This is a genomic window from Streptomyces sp. NPDC043812 (assembly GCF_056436245.1).
Genome location: NZ_JBWKCY010000034.1, coordinates 38,496 through 62,324 on the forward strand (window position 1 = coordinate 38,496; position 23,829 = coordinate 62,324).

The window sequence follows — 23,829 nt, forward strand, 5'->3', positions numbered from 1 at the left end:
GGGGCGAGTGTCGGCCATGGGGTTGTACGTGGAGACCGTGATCGACGCCGATATGGAGGTCCTCTGGGAGCGGACCCAGGACCCGGCGCGGCACCAGGCCTGGGACCTGAGGTTCACCTCGATCTCCTACCTGCCCCGCGCCGCGGGGGAGCCGCAGCGCTTTCGCTACGCGACCCGGCTGCTGCCCCTCCTGTGGATCGCCGGCACCGGAGTCAGCGCGGGCGAGCGGCTGCGGTCCGACGGCACGCGCGTCTCGGCGCTGCGCTTCGCCTCGGGCCACCCGCTCTCGCTGCTCGCCGAGGGCAGCGGCTACTGGCGCTACGTCCCCGGCCCCACCGGGGTCCGCTTCCTGACGGGCTATGACTACCGCCCGCGCTGGGGCCGCTGCGGTGCCGTCGCCGACCGGCTGGTCTTCCGGCCGCTCATGGGCTGGGCCACCGCCTGGTCCTTCGACCGGCTGCGGCTGTGGTGCGAACGCGGGACCCACCCGCGCGCCGCCCTCGCCCGCGCCCTCGGCGAGTGCACCCTGCGCCTGGCCCTGGTCCTCGCCGCCCTGCTCGCCTCTCCCGTCGCCCCGCTCGCCGTCGCGGCGGGAACCGCCGTCCTCGCCGCCCTGCTGCCCCCGCTGCCCGGCACCCCCGCTGCACGCCGCTGCCGACGCACGCCTCCCGAGCGCGTCCGCGCCCCCCGGCTGCTCGCCATCCTGGAGTCCTCGTGACCTCGATCTTTCACACCCACATGGGCGCCGACTTCGGCCGCCTGCACCCCGAGATCCGGCGGCGCTTCTCCGTCGGGCTCGACAGCGGCGAAGCCTGCGTCGGGCGCGGGACGATGGAGCGGATCCGCCACGGTGCCCCTTTCGTCAAGCCGTTCCTCCGGCTCGGCGGGACGCGCAACATCCTCGTCCCGCGCGAGGGGCGCCATGTGCCCTTCGTCATCGAGAACTTCCCCTACGTGGACTCCTTCGGCCGCGAGACCGTCACCTTCGTGCGGACCTTCCAACTGCCTGACGGCCCCCACCGCTTCGACGCCACGATGGTCTTCAGCCCTGAGCGCGACTGCGTCCTCGACTACCTCGGCACCCACCAGCACCTCGCCAGCGACCTCCACATGAGCGCCGAACCCGACGGTTCGCTCCTCATCCGCTCCGGCGAGCACCGTTTCCGCGAGGGCCCCGTCGATGTTCGCGTCCCGTCCCTGATCGGAGGCGAAGCCGTGGTCCGCGAGTCGTTCGACGAGAGCACCGGCCGCTTCCGGATCCGGGTGCGGGTGACCAACCGGCATTTCGGCTTCCTCTTCGGCTACGAGGGCTCCTTCACCGCCGAGTACGTCGACGCGGGCGGGAGCGGACTCCGCGGCGGCCTGCGGCCCGTCCGCGAGGAGGCCCGCGCGTGAGCGCGTCCGGCGGGGCCACTCGCCTCAAACTCCTCGAAGGGGCCCTGCGCACCCTGGTCGAGCAGGGCATCGCCAAGACCTCGGCCCGCTCGATCGCGACCACCGCCGGGGTCAACCAGGCGCTGATCTTCTACCACTTCGGTTCCGTCGACGAGCTCCTCGCCGCTGCCTGCGTGCACGGCGCCGAGCAGCGCGTCTCCCGCTACCGCGAGCGGCTCGCCGCCCTGGACTCCCTCACGGAACTCCTGACCTTCGCCCGCGCGATGCACGCCGAGGAACGGGCCGCCGGCCAGGTGGCCGTCCTCGGCCAGCTGCTGGCCGCCGGGCAGACCGCGCCCGCCCTCGCGGCCGCGACCTCCGCCGGGCTCGCGCTGTGGATCGAGGAGCTGGAGGCCGTCCTGACCCGGCTGCTCGCCGCGACCCCCCTGGCCGCCTTCGCCGACCCCGCCGGGCTGGCCCGTGCTGCGGCCGCCTCGTTCGTCGGCATCGAACTGTACGAGGGCGTCGACCCCGAGGGCGCCACCCGCGCCCTGGACTCGCTCGAACAGCTCGCCGTCCTCGCTCAGGCCCTGGAAGGACTCGGCCCCCTGTCCCAACGGGCAGTCACCCACCGGCTGCGCCGCCGCACCCGGAACTGACCCAGCGACCTGGCCGCAGACTTCATCGACGGCCTTGTAGGGAAGTCCCCTGAGCAGGTCATTGAAGCGATGGCGAGGGCTTTCCAGCGAGTGGTGGACTCAGGTTCGCGCGTGGATGGTGGGGACGGGGCCGAAGCCGTTGCCGCTGCTGCTCTTGTCGCGGCCCAGATTCCGGGCAGCAAGGTAGTGATCGATCCTGATGACGGTCCTTCTGAGCCGTTGCCTGTCCTGCCGCTCTCGCTCCGGCCCGTGGCCGGGCAGGCACTTCGTTGTGTTCTGCAGGACGGTTCGGAGTTGGCCGCAGGCTGGGTCGAGAGCAGTGATGTCCAACAGTGGCGAACGACGGTCCAGACGATCACTCGTGCCCTGGACGTCACCCCCTGACGGCTGGCCCTCGAAGGGTTGGACCGCAGGATCGTTCCGCCAGGGGATGACGTCGACACGAAGTTGGAATCACTCGAAGACTTCCTCTTCCCGGGCCTGAACCTCACGGTGCGCCAGGCCGTCGTCGCGGACGACAACTGGATGATCGACGCGGCGGGCTGCGGACCCCCAGGACCATGCCCTCAGCGTCAGCATCCTGCCGCACGCGTTCACAGCCGCTACTGGCGTCACATAACCGGGCTGCCCGTCAGCGGTCACCGGATGATCGTCCGACTCCGCGTGCGTCGGTTCTTCTGTGATCAAAGCCAGTGCCGACGCCGGACAGCGTGGAACAGGTGGCGGGCCTGACCGAGCCGCGCCTTCGTACCTCGATAGCGGCCCGGTCGGCCATGAGAGCGGTCGCCGTGGAGCTCGGCGGCCGCCTGGGCCAGCGCCTAGGCACGAGGCTGCGGATCCATGGTCGGCGGACGACCAGCCTGAGGCAGTTGGCCGCTCAGCCCGTGCCGGCCCAGGCCCCACGGATCCTCGGAATCGACGAGTTCGCGTTCCGCAAGTCCGGACCTACGGCACCGTCCTCGTCGACGTCGAGTCCTCCAGGCCGGTGGACGTGCTGCCGGTCGAGAAACTGGCACGGTCGCCGGCTGGCCCCAGGAGCATCCCGGCGCCGAGATCATCTGACGAGACCGCTCGATGGCACTCACCAAGGCAATCCGGCAGGCCGCTCCGGACGCGCTGGAAGTGGCCGATCGGTGGCACCTCCTCCAGAACCTCTCGGCGGCCGTGGAGAAGACCTGCCGTCGGCACCGTGAGTGCCTACGGCGACCAGCCGGACCAGAGTCCAACCCACCGTTGGTCACGCCTCAGACCCCCCGCTCCTGGACCGGGTCCGACGACGCCACGCGGAGGTCAACGAGCCTGCCGACACCGGCCTGTCGCTCAGCGCCAAATCCACTCCGGCGCCCCGCCCTTGGCGGTGATCTTCCCGCGCTTGTCCTGCAAGTACAGGTCCTCGGATGAGGACGGCGCAGCCGGGGAAGGGAAGCGGCAGTGCTCAGAGCGCGGGGCCCTCGGCGGCGGCCAGCATGTTCTCGATGAGGTCAGCAGCGCGCGGGGTGCCGCCCTCGGCCCGGGCGGCGGCCTGCAACTGCTTGGACCGGTCGACGCGTTCCGGATCCGTGACCAGGTCGTTCAGCGCCGCGCGAAGGGTCTCGGCGGTAGCATCAGTGGTGTCCACACGGCGGGCGACGCCGAGTTCCACGAGCCGGTCGGCGTTCATGAACTGCTCGGCTCCCTGCGGCACGGCGATCATGGGAACGCCGGCGAGGAGCCCTTCGCCGCAGCCGCCCATGCCAGCGTGGGTGACGAAGGCGTCGGCCTGTTCCAGGATCGCCCGCTGTGGGACCCAGGAGTGCACTTCGACGTTGGGCGGGATGGTGCCGAGTTCCTCGGGGTCGGTGTACTTGCCGATCTGGAGTACGACGTGCCAGCCGAGCAGGTCGCCGAAGGCCGCGATGCACTGGCGGTAGAACGCGGGCTGGCGCGTGTACGCCGAGCCGAGCGAGATCAGCAGCACGTTGTCCGCCGCCGCCGGGCGGGTCCAGCCGTCCGTGTCCGCTCGGGTGTCGAAGCAGGGACCGACGAAGGTCACCGTGTCGGTGTCGACTCGATCGGCGTGCGGCTGCATCGCTCGCGGGATCAGGGCGAGGGCCCGGGCGGGCGGGCCGGAGAACGAGTCCACGTCCGTGGTGGTCGCACCGCACTTGGCGAGCCACCGCGCGAACCTGTCCCGGTACGCGTCGGCGCCCGGCAGCTTCCGCAGATGCGCCGCGACTTCCTCCTGGTAGCCGTCCCAGCCGACGAACGTCGGGGACAGCTGCACGAGGGGACGCCCCTGCGCTTCGGCGAGGGCGCGCGCGGCATAGGCGCCGATGTCGTAGAGGTACAGGTCGGCCGGATCGTCGTCGTAGGCGGCGCGCAGTTGCGGGAGCGCCTGGACGGCGTCGTCGAGGAAGAGGCTCGCCGCGGCGATGGGATCGGCAGGCCAGTCGTTGTCCGCGACGGGCAACGTGGAGGTGCAGGGCACCAGCTCCGCGCCGGCGGACTCGATCCGGTCGGCCACGAACGGGTCGTTGGCGTAGGTGACCCGGTGCCCGCGGGCCACCAGCTCACGGATGAGCGCGAGGCTGGGCAGGACATGGCTGACGATGGGGACGCCGACCATCGCGATATGGGCGCGGCGACGGGACATGGGCGATCACTCGTTCTTGGCGCGGGACGGGTGCGGGCGGTGTGGCGAGGACGGGGTGTCAGGGCTGGTCGATCTGCGCGGCGGCCTCCTCCAGGTCGGCGACGGTCCCCGACATGATCGTCCGTACATGGCTGGTGATGTGCTGCACGGGCCAGTCCCACCACGCCACGGCGAGGAGCCGGGCGATGTCCGCAGCGTCGTAGCGGGTGCGGATGAGCCGGGCGGGGTTGCCGCCGACGATGCCGTAGTCGGGGACGTCGCCGGTGACCACGGCGCCAGCGGCGATGATCGCGCCGTGACCGATGCGTACACCGGGCATGACCGTGGCGCCGTGGCCGAACCACACGTCGTTGCCGACGACCGTGTCGCCCCGGCCGGGCAGGTCGGTGATCAGGTCGAAGTGCCCCGCCCAGGAGCCCCCCATGGCGGGGAACGGGAAGGTGGAAGGACCGTCCATGCGGTGGTTGGCGCCGTTCATGATGAACCGGGTGCCCGTCCCCAGCGCGCAGTACTTGCCGATGACAAGCCGCTCGGGACCGTAGTGGTACAGGACGTTGCGCGTCTCGAACGCGGTCGGGTCGTCCGGATCGTCGTAGTAGGAGAAGTCACCGACCTCGATCAGCGGCGACTTCACCAACGGCTTGAGCAGAACCACGCGCGTGTGCTCGGGCATCGGGTGGAGCGCGGTGGGGTCAGCGGGAACGGGCGGCATCGCGGAGGCGGTTCCTCTCCAGTGGGCATAGAGCGACAACTGTCGCGTTAAGATGCTGGCACAGCCCTGCCGCCTTGATCAACCGGATACTGATTGCCGATGACAGACCCGCTGGACACGACGTCGGACCGCCGTCCGGGCGGTCGCACCGCCCGCATCCGCGCCCAGGTTCTCGATGCGGTGCGCGCCGAACTCGCTGAAGGCGGTCACGAAGGACTCACGATGGAGGGTGTCGCGACGCGGGCCGGAGTGCACCGCGCCACGGTCTACCGGCGTTGGCGCGATGTCGGCGGCCTGCTCGTCGACGTCATCGACGCCGCCGGCGAGATCGACTGGCAGCCGCCGGACACCGGCTCGCTGCGCGGCGATCTGACGGCCCTCAACCAGGAGATCGAGGAGTCTCTGGTCGTACAGCCGTCGTTCGCCGTCGCCCTGATGGCCGCCTCGTTCCACTTCGAACAGGCCGCGCGGGCCCAGACGCAGCTGTGGACGGACCGGTACGCCCAGTGCGAGATCCTCGTCGAGCGCGCCATCGAGCGCGGCGAACTCCCCGCACAGCACACGGACGCGCGGAGCCTGCTGATCGCCGCCACGGCGCCGCTCTACCACCAGCTGGTGCTCCTGCGTGCCGATCCGGACCCGAAACTCCCGGAACGGGCCGCGGAGGCGGCAGTCCTGGCGGCTGCCGCGGGTGCCTTCTCCGTCCGTCGGGAAGAGAGCGTGTGATCGAGGAGAGTGGGAGCGAACGCAAGCGCAATCAAGAGCGCGACAAGACCTGGATCACGGTCCAGTAGTCCTACCTCGGACACGAGGGCGCAAGTAACCCGCCGATAGGTTCCGGAAGCTCAACCTTTGTGGCGGGCGACGGGGTCTCGCTCGGCGACGTGCCGAGTCCGGTCACTGGTTCGATGGTCACGCCCGCCGTGAGTGGCCTTGGGCAAGGAGCTCGTGGACCAGGGGTAACGCTTCGCGACGACTAGATCTGTGCCAGAACCGAGTTCGGGAGTCACTTGGGGGCTTGTGGCGGGAGCATCGAGTGCTCTGCGTGGTGGGGGCGCCGGTGCCACCGAAGACCAAGGTCGGGCGGGCCGTCTCTCGTTCGGGCTCGTTCGATTGGTCGGATCCTCCGGTGGTCGCGCTGGGCGCGGCGGAGCTGAGGTCATGAATGCGTCACCGGACCATCCATGAGCATCAACCTCAGGAGTCGCGTGATGCGCCCCATCAGAGCAGCCTGTCTCGGCACGGCCACTGCGCTGGTTACCCTTCTCGCCTGCGCCCCTGTCGCGGGCGCCGCCGCGACCGACACCGATTCGGCCCACGCCAAGGGCAAAGACAAGGTCATCACACTCATCGGCCGGCTCGCGCAGCAGACGCGCTTCCCCGTCAACCCCGGCGACAGCCCCGCCCAGGGCGATCGGACCGTCTTCCGCTCGATCCTCTTCGACCAGTACGGCAACCAGGTCGGCGAAACCGGCGGCACCTGCGACACCACCCGGGTCGACAACGGCGGAGCGGAGGTGTGCGTCGTGACCTACACCCTCCCGGGCGGCCAGCTCTCCGTGCAGGGGATGGTCTTCGGCCATCTCAACCCGGGCCCTCCCCCTTCGTTCGACAACGGGATCACCGGCGGCACCGGGCAATACGACCGGGCTCGTGGCTCGATCCACGCCGACACGATCGCTCCGGGCACGAGGCGTTTCACGATCGACCTCGACTGACTGCCCCTGCCCCCGCCCGGTGAAGTCTGGCGGGGGCTTCTTCACGTGACGCAGCGCTCAGCAGTCCGATTCCTGACGATGCCCGGGCGGCCGGCCGCCTGCCGACCCGCGTCGGCAGGCGGCCCGGCGGCCGCGCCGCCGCACACCCCCGGATTCCCAAAACGGACCCTTCATGCGCTGCTTCCGACACGTCCTCAACGAGTACGCCACTCGCATCACCACCCTCATCGACGCCGGCGACCCCCCCCGCCCTCGACGAACCCCTCTCCACCCCACCCCAAGAGCATCCGCCAACTCAAGCGCTCAGCTCCGCCAACTGGCGCGCCAATCCGCCGGCTGAAGCGCTCAGTCACAGCGGAGCAGGCCGTCCTGTGACGGCGAAGGTGTCACACGACCTGACGACCGACAGGTTCGTCCCCGGAATTTGATCACCGGTCCTGTGGCGGGCGGCAGCGCTCTGGGTGAAGCCGAAGCGCGGCGACGGCGCGACCTCGCGTCGTTCTCCATACGGGCAGTTCAGGGGCGGTACGGTGGCGCCGACCGACTCTGGAGGAGAGCAGCATGGCGACTGGCAAGGTCAAGTGGTTCAACGCGGACAAGGGCTTCGGCTTCATCGCGCAGGATGACGGCGGCCCGGACGTGTTCGTTCACTTCTCCGCCATTCAGACCACCGGCTTCAAGGAGCTGTACGAGGACGACCTGGTCGAGTACGACGTGACCCAGGGACCCAAGGGCCCCCAGGCGGAGAACGTCACGAAGCTTTAGCTGTGCGGTGGCCGGACCGCGCGACGCTGGCCGCGCGGTCCGGCCCCCGTGCGAAGCGCCGCCCCCACCGACCGGTGTGTGCGTAGAGGCGTCGGTGGGGCTGTGACGACGTACACGATCGATATCGAGGGCGGCCCGCTCGACGGCGGCGCCGCCACGGTGGAAGCGAACGAGGAGGGAAGGCCTCCTTACGCGCAGACGTGGCAGGGCAGCCTGTACCTTCGGCCGGATGCCCTTCGGCATCGAACCGCACGATCCCAACTGGCATTACTGCTACCGCCCACGGCCCAATGCGCCGACGGCGACTTGGGGCAGGCCGGCGAGAGTGTCAGAGGCTGCTCGTAGCGTCGGATGGTGCAGGCCCGGACAGGCCAGGCCACGGCGTGGGAGCACACCATGGGCGAGATCAGGATGGACCGGCGACACCTCGAACGGCTGCTCGCCGACAGCAACAGCGCATACGGAGCCCCCTACCAGCAGGCCTTCGCAGAACTCGCCACCACGCATCGCGGACAACCTCCGGCCGACATCCTGCCCCTGCCGCGCCGCGCCGCCGACCAGGCGCTGCTCGAATTCACGCCCGCCGACCTGCGCGAGCAGGCGGAAGCGATCAGCCGCGGCGAGCCGTACGTCCTGCGCGTCACCATCACCTAGCGACCAGACACCCAGAAAAACGGCTGTGCCGGACGCCGCGGCGTCCCAGGGCGGGGTGGTCTCAGCCGAAGGCGGTCACGTCTGACGGGATCAGGTCGTTTCGAAGACGCTGCAGATGGACGGGATGACGGCAGCGGCCGTGGTCAACAGCAGTGTCACCGAGGAACTCGACAACCAGGTCGGGGGTGACACAGGTGAAGACGGGCAGCTCGCGGCTGCCCCAGTGCGTGGTCCGGCGCACGGTCCACCACGGATGCCCCGGTCCTGCGGAAGTGGGCAGGGCGCCGACCTCCCGGCGCTGGGCCCGGCGCAGGGGAGTGGTGCGGGCGACGAGACGCAGCCGGCCGGCGGGCGTGTAGCGGCCGAGGAGAGCACTGTTCGGATAACCGGCCGGCCGGGTGACCGCGGGCCCGTTGCCAGCCGTCGCGGCGCGTGAGGCGAATGCACCAGTTGGCGGTCCAGGTCTGCCCGTCATCAGTGGGGCGCGCCTGTCACCGGGCTGGCCGGTGGTGGCACCCGATCAGAAAGAGTGGACCTGTGAACCGCAACTCTGGGGGAGGGCCCCTTCTCTTCAAGGACGGGCACTGCCGGGCGGGACAGGGGTCCTATGGAGCCGCGCTACTGGGAAGGGGCCGGTCGTTTGCCGGTGTCGGGTCGGGGCAGCGCGGTCGAGGTGAGGAAGTCGTCGAGCATCGTGATCTGTACGTCCTCGGGGAATCGGCCGGGGTCGAAGAGTGCCTGGACGACGAGTCCGTGGGTGAATGCGACGGCGGTGGCGGCGAGTTGTTCCGGGTCGGCGTCTGTGGGGAGCTCACCAAGGTCGCGGGCGGCTTCGAGGTGTGGGCGGATCGTCGAGCGCAGCCGGGTGTAGCGGTCGGCCTGTTCTGTGGTCAGCCCGTCGTCGGCGAGGGAGAGGTCCCAGGAACTGACCCAGATGCGGCTGCGGGCGGTGTCGCCCGGGGTCAGCGGAAGGATGTCCAGGAGCATGGCGCGCACGGTGGCGAGGCCCGCGGCGGGACGCGCGCGGCGGGGACGCTCCGCGGTGCGCTTCTCCAGCAGGTCCAGGGCGTGCGTGATCAGGGCCCGTTTGGTCGGGAAATAGTGCATGAGCATCCCGGTCGAGACCCCCTTCGCGGCGGCGACGGCACGCAGGGTCAGCCCGCCGAACCCCTTGTCGGCGAGTACGTGCCACACCGCTTCGGATACGTCCTTGCGGCGGGCTTCACGGTCTCCGGGTGCGGGCGACATACTGCCACCTTACGTACCGAACGCTTGTTACGCACCCAGAGAGCGAGACTGCCATGTTCACCCTGCCGCTCGGCGACCATGCCCAACTCCGCACCCTGGAGCCCTGGCAGGCACCGGAGTTCCTCGCCCACATCGACCGCGCCCGCACCGTGGTGGACCCGTGGATACCCTGGGCGACGTTCAGCACCGACCTCGTCTCGGCCACGGCTTCCCTCCAGCGATACGCCGACCGCCTGGCCGCAGACGCCGGCAGGATCTACGGGATCTGGCTGGACGGCACGCTGGTCGGCGGCGTCATGTTCACCCGCTTCGACAGCGCCTCCGGGGTGTGTGAGATCGGCTGCTGGCTGGAACAGGCCGGGGAGGGAAGGGGCCTGGTGACCCAGGCATGCCGGTCGCTGATCGACTGGGCCTTCCACGAACGCGGGATGAGCCGCGTCGAATGGTGGGTCACGTCGGGCAACACCCGCAGCATCGACGTCGCGCGCCGGCTGGGCATGACCCGCGACGGCGTGCTGCGGCAGCGTTGTTCGTACCGAGGTGTGCGGCGGGACAGCGAAGTCTGGTCGGTCCTGTCCGAAGAATGGCCGCCTCTCGGGGAAGTGTCCGTGTCCGGCGTCCAGGCCGAGCTCGACCAGCTGATGCGCGTGTTCGTCGGTGCCTTCACCAACACCGGCGACAGTCGGCCGGACCTCGGCGTCATCCGCGACGTCTTCATTCCGCAGGGGAGGATCGTCGCGAACGTCGGGGACGAGCCCGTGATCTACGACCTCGACGCGTTCATCGAGCCGCGGCAGAGGATGCTCACCGACGGGACGCTGACGGAGTTCTCCGAATGGGAGGTCGCTGAGCGGACCGAGATCTTCGGATCGATCGCGCATCGGTTCAGCGAATACCGCAAGTCCGGCTTCCACTGCGGTAAGTGGTTCGAGGGCTCCGGCCACAAGACCACCCAGTTCCTCCGGACCCCGTCAGGGTGGAGGATGTCGTCGCTGGCCTGGGACGACGCGCCCGCCACCGGCGACGAATGACCGTGCGGGTCCCGGTGGATCCGAGGGGCGCGGGCTTGAGCGTCCATGTGTGACTTCATACCCGCGTGCAGGCAGGAACGCGCAGCAGGCGCGTGGGACGGCCCTTCCACCCGCGCCCGGATCTCACGCAGCCCAAAATCATAGAGTCCCGTCCAAGCCGGTTCTCGGTGATCGTCTCTCGTCGGCGACACGACTTCGGACTGCCCCGGCCGCTCGCAGCCACACTCGCGGCAAGCACGATGCGGCACCACACCGCAGAACTCCTGGCCCGGGCTGGGGCGCCCAATAGCGGAGCTCGCACGCGGACAGCTATCACCAGGCGCTGAAGGCGGCGCACACAGTCGGCTTTCCGCTGGTGTGCAAGCCGGCCTCCCCGGGAAGCGCTGTGCAGCCCGGCTTGTGGATGGCCTACGCGACCTCGCCGAAGGCGACGCTGATCGAGCAGGTCACAGGCGTCGACTTCGTCACCGCCTCCGGCCGCCACGCCCGCGGCCACCCGACCGAGCCGGAGCAGAACCGCCTGGCGGGGCACTGCGCCGACGCGCAGCTCGCGCAGTCCGGGATGTGGTCGTAGAGCGTGCCCGGCGAGACGCCGAGCAGCTTGGTGATCGAGGTGATCGAGCGGCCCGGGTCGGGCAGCAGGTCACGGGCGGCCCGGATGATCTCCTCGGTGGCGACGCTGGGGCGTCCGCCGACCCGGCCGCGGGCGCGGGCGGCGACGAGGCACTCGTTGGTGCCGATGACGATCCGCGCGCAATCCCCTTGCTCAATGGTCAAGAATCGTTGACCATTGCTCGCATGCCTACCGATGATCTTCCCGAGACGTTTCACGTCACCACTGACGAGCAGTTGCGCGCCGTCTCCAATCTCACGCGGCACCGGATCATGGCCGTGCTCCGCTTCGAGCCCGCGACGATTACGCAGATCGCCGAGCGAGTGGGCCTTGCGAAGGGGAGTTCCAGCTATCACGTGCGGCTGCTGGAGCGGGTCGGCCTGGTGAAGGTGGTGCGGACGCGGAAGGTGCGGGGGGTCACCGAGCGGTATTACGCGATGGTCGCGCGGGCGATCGTGCTACCGGATCCGGGCGAGGGAGGCCCGGATGTGCTGATGCGGCATGCGGTGGCGGACCTGGAGGCAGCGCCGGTGGATGGCGAGCGGCATGTGCGGATGGCGCATCTGCGGCTCACCGAGGAGCAGTTCGCGGAGCTGGGGGCGCGGTTGCAGGCTCTGGCGGACGAGTACAGGGAGCTGTCCGATCCGTCGCTGCCGGACGCGTCACTCGTCTTCGCACTGTTCCGGCCGGCGCCGCGAGAGCAGGCCGAAGGGGACGCCAAGTGACCTCAGACGTTCGGAAGTTGCCGACCGGGTTCGGACGGCTGTGGACTGCGCAGACGGTGTCCTCGCTCGGTGACGGGGTGTCGCATGCCGCGCTGCCGCTGCTCGCATTGACGTTGACGCGGGATCCGATGGCGCTCGCCGTCGTCACGGCCGCGGGGACGCTGCCGTGGCTGCTCTTCGGGGTGCTCGGCGGTGCGCTGGTGGACCGCTGGGACCGCCGGCGCACGATGTGGGTCGCGGACACGGCACGTGCGGTGCTGCTCGCGATACCCGCGGCGGCGGCCGTGCTCGACGTGCTGAGCATTCCGCTGCTCGCGGCCGTCGCCTTCCTGCTCGGCCTCGGCGGACTCTTCTTCGATACTGCCGCCACGGCCTATCTGCCGGATCTGCTCCGCCGCGACCCCGCACTCTTGGAGCGCGCCAACTCCCGCTTGCGCGGCGCCCAGACCGCCATGTCCGGCTTCGCGGGGCCGCCTGCGGGCAGTGCGCTGCTCGCGCTCGGGCGGGCGGTTCCTCTGCTCGCCGATGCGTTGTCGTTCATGCTCTCCGCACTGCTCGTACGTACGCTGCCCGCCATGCCCCGGCCCGTGCCGGAGGTGCGCGAGTCGCTGCTTCGGCAGGCGCGGGCCGGGGCCTCGTACGTCTTCCGGGATCAGTTGCTGCTCGGGCTCGCGCTCCGCCCGGCGGTCGGGAACATCGCCTTCCTCGCCGTGGAGACCGTACTCGCCCTCTTCGCGCACGACCGCCTCGGCATCGACACCTACGGCTTCGGCCTGCTCCTCACGGCGGAGGCCACCGGCGGCCTGCTCGGTGCAGGCATCGCCTCCTACCTTGGCCGACGACTCGGCACCGGCACCGCACTCACCTGCACAGCCGCCGTCGAAGGGCTTGCCATCCTGGGCCTGGCCGCTGCCCCGAACCCGTATGTGGCCGGGCTGGCGCTCGCCGTCTGCGGGGCCGGCATGGGCGCCACGATGGTGCTCGGGCCCTCCCTCCGGCAGGCGATCGTCCCGGCCCATTTCATGGGCCGGGTCGCCTCCACCTCCCGCATGCTGGCCATGTGCGCCGCCCCCATCGGGGCCTTCCTCGGCGGCTGGCTGGCCACCGCCTACGACATCCGCACCCCGCTCTACGCCGCCGCCGTCCTCCTCCTGGCGATGACGGCCGTCACGGCATCCATGACCAGCAACCGCCGGGTCGAAGCGGCGCTGCGTGCCGCCGCCCCGGCCGGCGGTCCAGATCACCCGGCATCCAAGGATCCCGCCCAGGAGAGTGCACCCGACTTGTTGTGACGCCTGCCGCGAAGGCGTCACAACAAGGCAACGGGCGGCTACGGAGCCGTCCGCGCCTACCTTCAGCCGTTTCGCACATCCCCGATCGCACCTGCAGCCCGTCTGCCGTCCCCACGCACGGTCACCGGCTTGGATCCTGACTCACCCCGACACCCTGCCGGAGAGCGAGCGCCTGAAGCTCAAATCCGTCCTCGCTGGCTGCCCCGAACTGGACGCCCTCACCGGACACGTCCGAGCGTTCGGGAGCATGCTCACCCAGCTCCAGGGTGAGCAGCTCCCGCAATGGATCAAGGCGGTCCGCGTCATCGACCTGCCCAGCCTCCACACCTTCGTCAACGGCCTCGAACCCGATCTCGCCGCCGTCACCGCCGGCCTAACACTGTCGTGGAGCTCCGGCGTCGTCGAAGGCCACGTCAACCGGATCAAAATGATCAAGCGCCAGATGTACGGCCGGGCCGGCTTCAGGCTCTTGCGGAAACGAGTCCTGCCGGCATCCTGACGGCACGTCACGACCTCTGCTGGAGTCGCTCCGCAGCCTGAGCAGGGGTGTCGCAGTAGCCAGGCCGTGCCAGCAGGACCGAGTTGAAGAAGTAGCCCTGCTCTTCCTCTGGCTCGTCGTCGGCTGCGAACGGGCGCCAGAAGCTCAGGAGCAGGTCAGAGGCGATGAAAGACGCCGGGTCGTCGGGGTCTGCCTCGATCGAGGTGTACTCGCCCATGCGTTGCACCAGCTCGCGGGCCGGGATCGCGAACACGTCCAGGCCCCGGAAGATGACTCGGTCTGTCTGAGTCGACGGCCTCCCAAGCTCAACGGCTTCGAGCATGTCTCGCGTGCAGTGGATGCTGATCATCAGTCCACTGGGACGGAAGACGTGCTGACCCGACCGGTCGGACTCCGAGACCGCGGAGAGATCGCGGAGCGAGTCCAGCGCCGTGTTTGCCGATTGCCGAGTCATACCGATCCGCAACGGGCCAACGCCGATTGGTGGGGCGAGGTCGAAGTCCATGCGGGCATGATCCCAAACAGGTCTGTCAACGAGTCACAAAGGGCCATCCAGACCCGAGACGTTACAGAGCGTGAGAGCTCCACAGAAGTGGGACCAGAACCCGAGAACGGACAGCACCCGTCGACTGACTCCCGCCCGGGCAGAGGGTGGCCTTCCTGGGCCTCGGCACCCGTAGTAGCCGTTGTTCGACCGGTCGGTATTCGGCCTGGTGACAGCTGCAGTTCCTGGCGGACAGGCAAGGCAGACCGGCCGGGTCCTTGGTCCCTGAGTCTCGGTGGACCTTTCGCCTCGCCTGCGGCGCACGCACGTGGTGCGATGAAACAGGGGGTCGGGAAGGAGAGAGCGATGATCCCACCGGCAGGGGAGCGCAAGAGTGGCACGGGCCCTGTGTCGGTCCGCCCGCTGGGTGAGGCGGACCTGGATCGGGCCGACGAGATCTTCAGGGTCGCCTTCGGGACGTTCCTCGGGGCTCCCGAGCCGAAGACGTTCTTCGGGACCGCCGACTACGTCCGTACTCGCTGGGCGGCCGATCCACAGGCGGCCTTCGCAGCGACGGTCGAGGGCGAAGTCGCCGGATCGAACTTCGCCGTCAACTGGGGCAGCGTCGGGTACTTCGGTCCGCTGACCGTGCGTCCGGACCTGTGGGACCAGGGCGTCGGCAGGCGCCTCATGGAGCCGGTCATGGACTGCTTCGACACCTGGGAGAACCGCCACCTGGGCCTGTTCACCTTCTCGCACAGTCCCAAGCACCTTGAGCTCTACCGCCGTTACGGTTTCTGGCCCCGATTCCTCACAGCCATCATGAAGAAGCAGGTGGCAGGCAGTGCCGCAGTCCCCGGCCGAGTGCTGTACGGCCAGCTGCCCGCCGCCGAGCAGCCCCACGCCCTGAGCCTTTGTCGCGCACTGACCGGGGCCGTGTACGAGGGCCTGAGCCTGGAACGCGAGATCGTGGCCACGCACGCGCAGGGGCTCGGTGACACCATCCTGCTCCAGGGCGCCGGCTCCGAGCTCGATGGCCTGGCCGTCTGCCACTGCGGAGCCGGGTCGGAGGCCGGCGAGGACGTGTGTTTCGTCAAGTTCGGCGCCGTGCGCCCTGGCCCGGAGGCGGCCGACCGGTTCGAACGACTGCTTGGCGCGTGCGAGCAGCTGGCCGCCGAGCGCGGACTGGGTCAACTGGACGCCGGGATGAACCTGGGCCGCCCGGATGCCTACCGTCGAATGGTCGACCGCGGTTTCCGCACCTGGTTGCAGGGCGTGACCATGCACAGGCCCAACGAACCCGGCTACAGCCACCCCGACGCCTACGTGATCGACGACTGGCGCTGAGACCCCGCCACACTCGGCCCGCGAGGAAGGCCCGGTGCTGCCCGAACCCGTGAACATTCCGCGTCGGCGCCGACGGCCAGACCTCCCGGACCACTGTCGAAGTGCTGTCCCTTCTCAGGCTCCTCATGGACAGAGCGACACGTGGCGATCACGGATGTTGAACTCACCGCCGGGCAGTACGCGACCCTCATACGCCTCACCCGCCCCGACGCATGCGAGACAGAGCTGATCAGCGAGCTGGTCACCGCCCTGCGTGCCGCGCTGGACGCCGCACTCCACCTGAGAGCGAACAACCGCTGAGCCGTCGAGTTGACGCACACCCAGATGCCCATCGCCGCCCACGTCCTGCAGACAGCCTCCCTGCGCGGGGGAGCGGCACTCCTGAAGTACAACCATTTCCGCCGGGCCACGTCCCGCATCTCGACCCGACCCCGTAGCCGCCCCCGTCCCGCCTCGCTCGCCCTCGTGGCGGGGGCGTTCTGGCATGCCCGGCAGCGGCCCGGGCCAGCTGTGCCCACCGGCCCGATCCCGATACGGAGGATCCCCTGACGGTCACTCCTCGATGCGCATCACAGGCTGGGAGGCCGTGGGAGCCCGGCGGCTGCTGGTCGTCCTCATGCAATGAGGACGACGTGTTGGTGGGGGGTCTGTCACCGTCGGCCACGCATCCGGTGGACTACTACGAGAGCATGTCCATCATGACAGGTCAGCGCCGTTATTCGTAGGACAGAACGCACAGTTCGCGAGCCTTGTCCGGTCCGCTCCCCGACTCCCAGAATCTCCTTCGTGAATCACCCGGAGAACAGGGGGAGCATGGGGAAGATCGATCACGACGCGGTGCTGCGGGCACGGGTGCTGCTGCTGGGTTCCGGCCGGCTGCGCCTGCTCGAACAGGTCCACGCGTACCGGGTTCTGGCGGAGGTGAGCCCGAAGGCGTATCTGCCGAAGCTGGTCGACGCGCTTCTCTCGATGAGCTACCGCAGCCGGGACCCGGAGGTGGACCTGACGCTTGCCACCGAAGCGGTCGAAGCCGCGCGGAGGATCGAGGCCGGGGCGCCGACCCGGGCAGAACGGCTGTGCAGGGCCCTGGACGCCTACCAGGCGTCCCTGTTTGCTCTCGGACGCCGAGCCGAGGGGCACGCGGCCTGCGAGGAATTGGCCGAGGCCGGACAGAGCGGGCGGCTGGCGAACATCCTGGCCGAGGAGGGGCGGTTCCGGGAGGCCGCGGAGCTCAACGAGAAGGCAGCCCGGAACGGCATACCGGAGCACTCCTTCTGGAACATGGTCGAGTGGGCGGCGAACCTGGAGGGCGCCGGCCTGCACGCCGCGGCATCGGCCGTCTTCGGCGAGCTCCTCGACCAGACCCGGCGCGAGGCCGCCGGGCAGCGTACGGCGCTGGCCATCCTCACCTGGGAGCTGGTGCACCTCTCCCGGATGCGCGAGGCCGCCGGGCACGGGGCGGACGCCGCGGCCACCCGGCGGGAGGCCCTCACCGTCCTGGAGGAGCTGGCGACGACGGGCGAGCCGAAGAACTGGAGCTGCATCCTCGCCTGGTGGGTCACCCTGTTCGCCCTGTCGGGGCGGGCCGACGAACCGGCTGCGAGCGCCGAGTCCCCGATGCCGCCGTTCGGCACCGACGTCAGATGGTCGAGCGACACGCGGGATGCCTTCCTCGGCACCCTGCCAGGGCTCGAAACGAAGGCGGCGGGACTGCGGTGGGCCGGCCGACTGCCCGAACTGGTGGACGTCCAGCGCAGAATCAGCATCCGCGCGGCCCTCCGCGAAGGCAACCACCCCTTTGGCTTCGGGGAACGGTTCAAGCCGTACTTCGACGAAGGTGTGGCGCTCGCCCGCCGCCTGCCCGACGACCCTGCACGCCTCGCCCGGGCCTTGACGGACCGCTCGATGTTCCTCGTTGCCGCCCGCACCTTCGAACCCGCGTACGCCGACTTCGCCGAGGCCGTCGCCCTCGTCGACGCCCGGTAGGCGCGATTTCCGGGCTGCCTCGGCGCCTACGGACGCCACTCGCGGCGGTAGTCGGGGTGCTCGGTGTAAGACTGCGCGAGCACGTTCAGCGCGTACGCGAGACCTGCGTGGCGTGCATCCGCCGGATCCATTGCGTCGTATTCCCTGGCCAGCATGTCGACCAGGTCGAGCATCGGTAGGTGGCTGTCGAGCAGGGCGTCGCCACCGAAGCGGTGGGCCACCTCGGCATAGGCGTGGTTGTCCGCCATGTTGCGGTCCCGAAGGAACTTTATGAGGTCGTCCACTGGGTCATCTTCGCGCACGGCAGCGGCATCGAGGAGCTCTATTTCCGTCCCGACGAACCCATCTGCTGAGCCAGGTCATCTGGGCCCGGCGATAGGCCGACACTTCAGCGAACGACCACCCAGCGCGCGTCCGCAGGCCAGGATCCCGTGCTGACGATGTGCTCCACGAGCCTGAAGGCCTCACCGATCAGAACGGTGTCTTCGTCCAGGTACTCATCATGCTGCCCATTGGAGAGGACAAACCCCTCGCTCGATCCGCCCGCTCCCGGGTCTATGGCGTGCTGCTCGCCGTCTTCCCCATCGACCAGCACCACCATCGCGCGCTCTGTGTTCGTCACGAAGGCCAGCGATCGACCAGACGAACTGGTCAGCCACGTCTCAAGCTGCCTGCTGTTAACCCTCGCCCGAAGCGTCTCCCGCACCACTTCGGACGGCACCGGGGCAGTGCTGTCGTCATCGATCACCCAGGACTCGATCATGAGCACGACGATCTCACGGACGCATTTGAGAGACACCCCGCCTTCTCGATGCCTTACCGGCACCATGAAACGATCTTGTGGTGGCTGGTGTGATCACGGCGTCGGAGCCGTCCTGGATAGCCCCGTTCAGCGGACTGAACCCGCGTTTCTTCAAGAAGCTGGTGACTGCGCTGCGCCGTGAAGGTGCGGATCCGGTCCGCAAGGGCCGGCCGTGGTCCCTTCCGCTGGAGGACCGGGTACTGCTCGTGTCGACCTACTGGCGGACGAATATGACGATGCGCCAACTCGCGCCGCGCTTCGGTATCTCCAAGTCCGCGGCCGACCGGATCATCGGCCACCTCGGTCCCGCGCTCGCCCTGCGACCCCGCAGCCGGTTCAGCAAGGACACCGTGCTCATCGTGGACGGCACCCTGGTACCCACCCGCGACCGCACCATCGCCGAGCAGTCGAAGAACTGCCGGTACTCCACCAACCACCAGGTCGTCGTCGATGCCGACACGCGGTTCGTCGTCGCCGTCGGCCGACCGCTGCCCGGGAACCGCAACGACTGCAAGGCGTGGGAGGAATCCGGCGCCATGGCCGCGGTCGGCAGGACACTCACGATCGCCGATGGCGGCTATCCCGGCACGGGGCTGGTCATGCCCCATCGTCGACGCAAGGGCGAAGACCTGCCTTCCTGGAAGGAAGCGCACAACAAGTCCCACAAGCAAGTCCGCGCGTGTCGAGCACGTCTTCGCCCGAATGAAGCCCTGGAAGATTCTCCGCGACTGCCGCCTCAAAGGCGACGGAGTCCACCACGCCATGCTCGGCATCGCACGGATGCACAACCTCACCCTCGCCAGATAGAGCAGCGGATCACACAGCGGCCGACCACGCCCGAGACGACCCAGAGATCATTTACAGGACAGTCCTTAGTCTTCTGAGTCAGGAATTCTGTTCAGATATGAGGCGAGGCGTTCGAGGATCTCGTCGGCAGTCTTGGTCCAGATGTAGGGTTTCGGGTCGGTGTTCCAGGCTGCGATCCAGTTGCGGATGTCCTTCTCCAGGGCCTGCACCGACTTGTGAACGCCTCGTCGTATCTGCTTGTTGGTGAGTTCGGCGAACCACCGCTCGACGAGGTTCAGCCAGGACGAGCCCGTCGGTGTGAAGTGCAGGTGGAACCGGGGATGGGACAGCAACCACTTCTTGATGGCCGGGGTCTTGTGGGTGGCGTAGTTGTCGCAGATCAGGTGGACATCCAGGCTGGCAGGTACTTCCCTGTCGAGCTTGATCAGGAACTTCTTGAACTCTTCGGCCCGGTGTCGGCGGTGCAGGGAACCGATGACTTTGCCGGTGGCGGCCTCCAACGCGGCGAACAATGTGGTGGTGCCGGCACGGACGTAGTCGTGGGTCGCCCGCTCGGGAACGCCGGGCATCATCGGCAGTACAGGCTGTGAGCGGTCCAGGGCCTGGATCTGCGACTTCTCGTCCACGCAGAACACCAACGCCCGCTCGGGCGGGTCCAGATACAACCCAACAACGTCGTGGACCTTGTCGACGAAGTACGGATCGGTCGACAGCTTGAAGGTCTCCGACCGGTGTGGCTGCAGGCCGAACGCCCGCCAGATCCGTGACACCGACGACTGTGACAGGCCCATCTCCTTGGCCATCGACCGAGTCGACCAGTGTGTTGCGTTCTTCGGTGTGGACTCCAGTGTCTTCGTGACCACCGCGGCGACCTGCTCGTCCGTAACCGTTCTGGGTCCGCCTGGCCGAGGCATGTCACCCAGGCCGGCAATCCGGTACTGCACGAACCGGGACCGCCAACGGCCCACCGCATGAGGTGTGGAACCGAGCCGGGCCGCCACGTCCTTGTTCGAGTCACCCTCGGCGCAGGCCAGGACGATCCGGCACCGCAACGCCCACGCCTGCGGCGTAGAACGACGCCGCACCCACCCCTCCAGTGCAGCCCGTTCCTCATCCGACAGCCTCAACTCGGCCTTCGGCCGCCCCGTCCGTGCCATGGACCAAGCCTACACATCTGAACAGAATTCCTGACTCGGAAGATTAGCTCCCGTGCCCCTTGCATGCCCGACCGGTCGGAGTCGAGCGGGGAACCGGGGCGACGCAGCGCTTCCCTCGCAAGGTCAGGAATCCGCAGCTCAGCAGACATCCGCGTACGGCATCTTGATCGTGCACAGGACCGTACGCGAGGCGCAGACCGCCCTCGAACGGGCAACTCGCGCCGTCCACCCCTGACTCGGCCGGGCTTGCCCTGGGCGTAGTGGCGGCCCGGGCGACTCAGCCGGCGGTTCTCAGGTTCCGCTTGGCGGCCGAGGCTATGTGGTGGCGGGTCACCCGGACGCACTCGTGCCAGAACGGTATGGCGGTCAGGTATGCGCCGAGTGCGGAAAGGATGCCGAGGGAGACATCCACGCTGAGGCGTCCTTGCTTGGCCCAGTAGACGTCCTGCAGGTCGAGGAGCAGGGCGAATTCATCGGCGATGAGTGCGGTTCCTGCGCCGTAGGCGCCGGCGACGGCGGGGTGGCCGACGGCGCGTTCGTCGCCGCGTACGGCGATGATCCCGATGCCGGCGAGGGTGCCGATGCCGATGTTGTAGTGGTGCAGGTGCCGGCCGCCGGCGGAGATGTTCCCCCAGGGCAGCCAGCCGCCGCGGATGCCGTGGGTGATGGTCCGCACGGTTCCCCACGTGACGCCGAACGCGATCCATGTCACGAGCAGCGATCTCTTCGTGGGGCTGAGGTTCCGGCTTGCCGACTCGCGCCATCGGGCGATCAGCCGCGGCCCGTGCTGGTTCGGTTGCTCGTGCTGGTTCAGTTGCTCGGAGGTGTTACTGACCATGGGGGTGACCTCCCGCAATCGGACTGTGTGGATCTCCGACAGACGAAGAGCGAACTGCGTCGCCCACGGCGTTCATGCAGCTGCGGCAGTAGTCCTCACGGTCGCTCGCCCCGTCCGGTGTCGGTGCCGCGCTGAAGATCCGCGCGCACATGGTGTTGCCGTTGCCGTCGACGGCATGCCACAGGAGGCCGGTGCCGGTCTCCGTCGCTACATGTTCGGCGCACATGTTGTACATCGGCCACCTCCCGGTCGAACGCTGTTGCGGGTCCGTCTCAAGAGAAGCCCACGTCGGTCGAGGCGGCCATTCAAACGATCCGAACCGGTGAACCGGGAGATCAAGGAGGTCCGGGGCTCCTGGTGCGAGGCGATATCACCCCAGCGGCTGTTCCGGCGTCACCCTCGCGAGGGATACCGCGGTCCCTCCCGGTGGGCCCGCCGCTGGTCGGCCGACCCGCCACGGCGGGCCCGCCCGAGCTTGGATCATTCGATGACGGAGACCTGGCTTCTGCGCCACCAGATGTCCCAAGGTGCCAGCGTGGTCCGGATGCTGCCCGCACAGCAGAGAAGCGAAAGCACCGCACACACGCTGCCGCCCAATCTCATGTGATCGTCCACTGCGATCGTCCGAGCAAGGCCGGGAGCGGTACCTCTGATCCGTTCGGCTCCGTCGCGAAGACGTAAGCGCGTGCAGGCTCGGAAGCGAGATTTCCCCGTGCCAGGGCCCGAACCCAGTAGCCGTGGTGTCGGCCCTCTGGTGCGCATGCTGGAGGTACGCCACGCTGGCCACCAGCAGAAGAGGGGGAGGGCGTTATGAGGTGGTTTCCTGGCGGCGATGTCCCCACGGTCCTCTTCGGCTGCGTGAACGCCGACGAGGTCATCTGTCCAGGGGGTGAGTTTGACTGCGACTGAGAGGAACCCGAACCTGGCTCCGCGCGGTGTCATGCGCTGGCCCCTGGGCCTGCACGTCGCCGTAGTACTGGTCCTAGCCGTGGCCGCAGCGATCGCAGTCTCAGGACTGCTCTGGCTGACACTGGGGAGACCTCGACTGCAGGTAGCCGGCCCGCTCAAACCCAGCGACACATACGACGCCATCAAGATCGCATTAGCTGTTGTCGCAGGAGTCGGCGGCGTAGTGGCACTCGTGGTTGCCTACCGGCGCCAGCATCTCAGCGAAGCCACCGACGCCCGTGAGTACGACAAAGCGCTGATCGAACGGTTCGGCGCCGCTGCCGAACAACTCGGGGCGGACCAGCCGGCTGTACGCATGGCTGGGGCCTACGCCATGTCACGGCTCGCCGATGAATGGCCGCAGGAACGCCAGATGTGCATCGACGTGCTGTGCGGCTACCTGAGAATGCCGCATGCTCCCGAGCAACCTATCGACGATCAGGCGCTGGCGTTGTGGCAACGTGAGCGGGAGGTACGCGTAACTGTCGTGGGAATCATCGCCGCCCACCTGCGCGACGGTGCGCCTGCGTCCTGGCAGGGCCACGACCTCGACTTCACGGGCGCTGTCCTTGACGAAGCTGACTTCCGTGGCGCCCGCTTCACCGGCGGCGACATCCTCTTCGTTAAGACCGTCTTCGCCGGCCACGGAACGGACCAGATCATCTTCGATGAGGCCGACTTCGCCGAAGGCAGCTACGTCTACTTCCGGCTCGCTGAATTCCGCAGCGGCACCGTCCGCTTCAACCGTGCCGCCTTCAGCGGCGGCTGGGTCACCTTCGACCATGCCCGCTTCACCGGCGCTCGCGTGACCTTCCGAGACGCTGCCTTCACGGCGGGCGAAGTCCCTTTCGAGGGCGCTGAGTTCTCCGACGGCAGCGTCGACTTCACCGGCGCGGCCTTCACCGGCAGCACAGTGAACTTCAGTGAACACCACCTCCCTTCCCTCTACCGCACGGCACCGCCCGCCCATTTCAGCGGCGGCACCATCGACCTGTCCCAAGTTGCCGACTTCACCCATCCACCACAGTTCGGTCTGCAGTCGCTGCCTCCCGGGCTGAGTCTTCCTTCAGGCACGAACATCTCCGACCTACCTTGACGGGGTGTGACGGGCCAACCCGGCGGCCCCTGGCATTCACGCAACTCTCAGGGCCCGCCGGTCGTTGGATCACGGTGCAGACCGCGCTCTGGCTGCACCCGACCGCGACCGACCGCGGCACTGGCGGCCCTCCTCCCCATTCCCGGATGCAGGGCCGCCTTGGCGTCCGGCGTGCACATCGTGCGCTGCACGAGCCCTGAGGTCCGGGCACTCACGGCCTCTCAGCCCAGCCGTCCGCTGAGCCCGACACCAGTGCGCTGATCGCACTCGTCGCAGCCCACGCCACCAGCACCACCCGGCTGCCCCGAATGTGACGGTCGAGGGCCTGTTCCGGCGCCTCGGCCATGGCAGGACCGGGAGTAACTGCGTGAACCGGGGAGGTTTTGGTGATGGGCGGTCGGCCCTCGAGGAGCTGCGTACCTGGGCCGGACATCAGCCGCGC

At 68.8% G+C, this 23,829-nt stretch carries 28 protein-coding genes and 1 pseudogene; 19 read left to right on the top strand and 10 right to left on the bottom strand.

Annotated features, from left to right (window positions below; all coding sequences use genetic code 11):
- The first annotated feature begins 16 nt into the window (after nucleotides 1-16).
- The 6 genes from AC067Z_RS34115 (at nucleotide 17) to AC067Z_RS34140 (ending at nucleotide 3,434) form a co-directional block, all read left to right on the top strand.
- Nucleotides 17-718 (top strand): hypothetical protein, encoded by a 702-nt coding sequence (locus AC067Z_RS34115; RefSeq protein ID WP_478793517.1) that lies wholly within the window; start codon nucleotides 17-19, stop codon nucleotides 716-718.
- Entirely contained in the window at nucleotides 715-1,395 is a 681-nt protein-coding gene (locus AC067Z_RS34120) for a DUF4166 domain-containing protein (RefSeq protein ID WP_478793518.1), read from the top strand. The genes AC067Z_RS34115 and AC067Z_RS34120 overlap by 4 nt, the downstream gene beginning before the upstream one ends.
- Nucleotides 1,392-2,033: a TetR/AcrR family transcriptional regulator gene (locus AC067Z_RS34125; protein ID WP_478793519.1), complete on the top strand. Its 642-nt coding sequence runs from the start codon at nucleotides 1,392-1,394 to the stop codon at nucleotides 2,031-2,033. The genes AC067Z_RS34120 and AC067Z_RS34125 overlap by 4 nt, the downstream gene beginning before the upstream one ends.
- A gap of 9 nt (nucleotides 2,034-2,042) precedes the next feature.
- Nucleotides 2,043-2,417 carry a DUF4259 domain-containing protein gene (locus AC067Z_RS34130; RefSeq protein WP_478793555.1) on the top strand — a complete coding sequence of 125 codons (375 nt, stop codon included), beginning with the start codon at nucleotides 2,043-2,045 and terminating at the stop codon, nucleotides 2,415-2,417.
- A 141-nt stretch (nucleotides 2,418-2,558) separates the two neighbouring features.
- Nucleotides 2,559-2,765: a transposase family protein gene (locus AC067Z_RS34135; protein WP_478793556.1), complete on the top strand. Its 207-nt coding sequence runs from the start codon at nucleotides 2,559-2,561 to the stop codon at nucleotides 2,763-2,765.
- Nucleotides 2,766-3,107: 342 nt separating this feature from the next.
- Nucleotides 3,108-3,434, top strand: a complete 327-nt coding sequence (locus AC067Z_RS34140; protein WP_478793520.1) for a hypothetical protein — start codon at nucleotides 3,108-3,110, stop codon at nucleotides 3,432-3,434.
- A gap of 34 nt (nucleotides 3,435-3,468) precedes the next feature.
- On the opposite strand, the gene AC067Z_RS34145 is transcribed toward AC067Z_RS34140, so the two are convergent.
- The gene (locus tag AC067Z_RS34145; RefSeq protein ID WP_478793521.1) at nucleotides 3,469-4,665 is read right to left on the bottom strand and encodes a macrolide family glycosyltransferase; all 1,197 of its coding nucleotides are present in this window, start codon (nucleotides 4,663-4,665) and stop codon (nucleotides 3,469-3,471) included.
- A 58-nt stretch (nucleotides 4,666-4,723) separates the two neighbouring features.
- Nucleotides 4,724-5,377, bottom strand: a complete 654-nt coding sequence (locus tag AC067Z_RS34150) for a CatB-related O-acetyltransferase (protein WP_478793522.1) — start codon at nucleotides 5,375-5,377, stop codon at nucleotides 4,724-4,726.
- 99 nt (nucleotides 5,378-5,476) lie between these two features.
- Here AC067Z_RS34150 and AC067Z_RS34155 point away from each other — a divergent pair, with 99 nt between their 5' ends.
- The 4 genes from AC067Z_RS34155 (at nucleotide 5,477) to AC067Z_RS34170 (ending at nucleotide 8,514) form a co-directional block, all read left to right on the top strand.
- The gene (locus AC067Z_RS34155; RefSeq protein WP_478793523.1) at nucleotides 5,477-6,103 is read left to right on the top strand and encodes a TetR/AcrR family transcriptional regulator; all 627 of its coding nucleotides are present in this window, start codon (nucleotides 5,477-5,479) and stop codon (nucleotides 6,101-6,103) included.
- Between the two features lie 485 nt (nucleotides 6,104-6,588).
- The gene (locus AC067Z_RS34160; protein ID WP_478793524.1) at nucleotides 6,589-7,095 is read left to right on the top strand and encodes an allene oxide cyclase barrel-like domain-containing protein; all 507 of its coding nucleotides are present in this window, start codon (nucleotides 6,589-6,591) and stop codon (nucleotides 7,093-7,095) included.
- A 561-nt stretch (nucleotides 7,096-7,656) separates the two neighbouring features.
- Nucleotides 7,657-7,860: a cold-shock protein gene (locus AC067Z_RS34165; RefSeq protein WP_340491335.1), complete on the top strand. Its 204-nt coding sequence runs from the start codon at nucleotides 7,657-7,659 to the stop codon at nucleotides 7,858-7,860.
- Nucleotides 7,861-8,256: 396 nt separating this feature from the next.
- Nucleotides 8,257-8,514: a hypothetical protein gene (locus tag AC067Z_RS34170; protein WP_478793525.1), complete on the top strand. Its 258-nt coding sequence runs from the start codon at nucleotides 8,257-8,259 to the stop codon at nucleotides 8,512-8,514.
- Between the two features lie 61 nt (nucleotides 8,515-8,575).
- Here the strand turns inward: AC067Z_RS34170 and AC067Z_RS34175 are convergent, their stop codons facing one another.
- The gene (locus AC067Z_RS34175; RefSeq protein ID WP_478793526.1) at nucleotides 8,576-8,989 is read right to left on the bottom strand and encodes a hypothetical protein; all 414 of its coding nucleotides are present in this window, start codon (nucleotides 8,987-8,989) and stop codon (nucleotides 8,576-8,578) included.
- A gap of 143 nt (nucleotides 8,990-9,132) precedes the next feature.
- Entirely contained in the window at nucleotides 9,133-9,762 is a 630-nt protein-coding gene (locus AC067Z_RS34180; protein ID WP_478793527.1) for a TetR/AcrR family transcriptional regulator, read from the bottom strand.
- A 53-nt stretch (nucleotides 9,763-9,815) separates the two neighbouring features.
- Here AC067Z_RS34180 and AC067Z_RS34185 point away from each other — a divergent pair, with 53 nt between their 5' ends.
- Nucleotides 9,816-10,793, top strand: a complete 978-nt coding sequence (locus AC067Z_RS34185) for a GNAT family N-acetyltransferase (protein ID WP_478793528.1) — start codon at nucleotides 9,816-9,818, stop codon at nucleotides 10,791-10,793.
- Nucleotides 10,794-11,201: 408 nt separating this feature from the next.
- Here AC067Z_RS34185 and AC067Z_RS34190 read toward each other — a convergent pair whose 3' ends face one another.
- Nucleotides 11,202-11,570 (bottom strand): hypothetical protein, encoded by a 369-nt coding sequence (locus AC067Z_RS34190; RefSeq protein ID WP_478793529.1) that lies wholly within the window; start codon nucleotides 11,568-11,570, stop codon nucleotides 11,202-11,204.
- Nucleotides 11,571-11,591: 21 nt separating this feature from the next.
- On the opposite strand from AC067Z_RS34190, the gene AC067Z_RS34195 reads away from it, so the two are divergent.
- Genes AC067Z_RS34195 through AC067Z_RS34205 form a run of 3 tightly spaced genes read left to right on the top strand, consistent with a single transcriptional unit; the run spans nucleotide 11,592 to nucleotide 13,922 of the window.
- The gene (locus AC067Z_RS34195; RefSeq protein WP_478793530.1) at nucleotides 11,592-12,131 is read left to right on the top strand and encodes an ArsR/SmtB family transcription factor; all 540 of its coding nucleotides are present in this window, start codon (nucleotides 11,592-11,594) and stop codon (nucleotides 12,129-12,131) included.
- Entirely contained in the window at nucleotides 12,128-13,423 is a 1,296-nt protein-coding gene (locus AC067Z_RS34200) for an MFS transporter (RefSeq protein WP_478793531.1), read from the top strand. The genes AC067Z_RS34195 and AC067Z_RS34200 overlap by 4 nt, the downstream gene beginning before the upstream one ends.
- A complete protein-coding gene (locus AC067Z_RS34205; RefSeq protein ID WP_478793532.1) occupies nucleotides 13,404-13,922 on the top strand; it encodes an ISL3 family transposase in 519 nt (172 codons plus the stop codon). The genes AC067Z_RS34200 and AC067Z_RS34205 overlap by 20 nt, the downstream gene beginning before the upstream one ends.
- 7 nt (nucleotides 13,923-13,929) lie before the next feature.
- Here the strand turns inward: AC067Z_RS34205 and AC067Z_RS34210 are convergent, their stop codons facing one another.
- On the bottom strand, nucleotides 13,930-14,427 hold the full coding sequence (locus AC067Z_RS34210) for a hypothetical protein (protein ID WP_478793533.1): 498 nt from the start codon (nucleotides 14,425-14,427) through the stop codon (nucleotides 13,930-13,932).
- A 345-nt stretch (nucleotides 14,428-14,772) separates the two neighbouring features.
- On the opposite strand from AC067Z_RS34210, the gene AC067Z_RS34215 reads away from it, so the two are divergent.
- From AC067Z_RS34215 to AC067Z_RS34225, 3 genes are all read left to right on the top strand, one after another.
- Nucleotides 14,773-15,753, top strand: coding sequence for a GNAT family N-acetyltransferase (locus AC067Z_RS34215; RefSeq protein ID WP_478793534.1), 981 nt, complete (start codon nucleotides 14,773-14,775; stop codon nucleotides 15,751-15,753).
- A gap of 141 nt (nucleotides 15,754-15,894) precedes the next feature.
- Nucleotides 15,895-16,053: a hypothetical protein gene (locus AC067Z_RS34220; RefSeq protein ID WP_478793535.1), complete on the top strand. Its 159-nt coding sequence runs from the start codon at nucleotides 15,895-15,897 to the stop codon at nucleotides 16,051-16,053.
- Between the two features lie 513 nt (nucleotides 16,054-16,566).
- Entirely contained in the window at nucleotides 16,567-17,739 is a 1,173-nt protein-coding gene (locus tag AC067Z_RS34225; RefSeq protein WP_478793536.1) for a hypothetical protein, read from the top strand.
- A gap of 26 nt (nucleotides 17,740-17,765) precedes the next feature.
- On the opposite strand, the gene AC067Z_RS34230 is transcribed toward AC067Z_RS34225, so the two are convergent.
- Nucleotides 17,766-18,023 carry a DUF6221 family protein gene (locus tag AC067Z_RS34230; RefSeq protein WP_478793537.1) on the bottom strand — a complete coding sequence of 86 codons (258 nt, stop codon included), beginning with the start codon at nucleotides 18,021-18,023 and terminating at the stop codon, nucleotides 17,766-17,768.
- A gap of 104 nt (nucleotides 18,024-18,127) precedes the next feature.
- A complete protein-coding gene (locus tag AC067Z_RS34235; protein ID WP_478793538.1) occupies nucleotides 18,128-18,502 on the bottom strand; it encodes a hypothetical protein in 375 nt (124 codons plus the stop codon).
- 80 nt (nucleotides 18,503-18,582) lie between these two features.
- On the opposite strand from AC067Z_RS34235, the pseudogene AC067Z_RS34240 reads away from it, so the two are divergent.
- A pseudogene (locus AC067Z_RS34240) lies at nucleotides 18,583-19,348 on the top strand (transposase).
- Between the two features lie 65 nt (nucleotides 19,349-19,413).
- Here the strand turns inward: AC067Z_RS34240 and AC067Z_RS34245 are convergent.
- Nucleotides 19,414-20,505 carry an IS630 family transposase gene (locus tag AC067Z_RS34245; RefSeq protein ID WP_478793539.1) on the bottom strand — a complete coding sequence of 364 codons (1,092 nt, stop codon included), beginning with the start codon at nucleotides 20,503-20,505 and terminating at the stop codon, nucleotides 19,414-19,416.
- Between the two features lie 277 nt (nucleotides 20,506-20,782).
- Complete coding sequence (locus AC067Z_RS34250) at nucleotides 20,783-21,343, bottom strand: hypothetical protein (protein ID WP_478793540.1); 561 nt, start codon at nucleotides 21,341-21,343, stop codon at nucleotides 20,783-20,785.
- A 988-nt stretch (nucleotides 21,344-22,331) separates the two neighbouring features.
- Here AC067Z_RS34250 and AC067Z_RS34255 point away from each other — a divergent pair.
- Nucleotides 22,332-23,387: a pentapeptide repeat-containing protein gene (locus AC067Z_RS34255; RefSeq protein ID WP_478793541.1), complete on the top strand. Its 1,056-nt coding sequence runs from the start codon at nucleotides 22,332-22,334 to the stop codon at nucleotides 23,385-23,387.
- Nucleotides 23,388-23,829 lie beyond the last annotated feature (442 nt).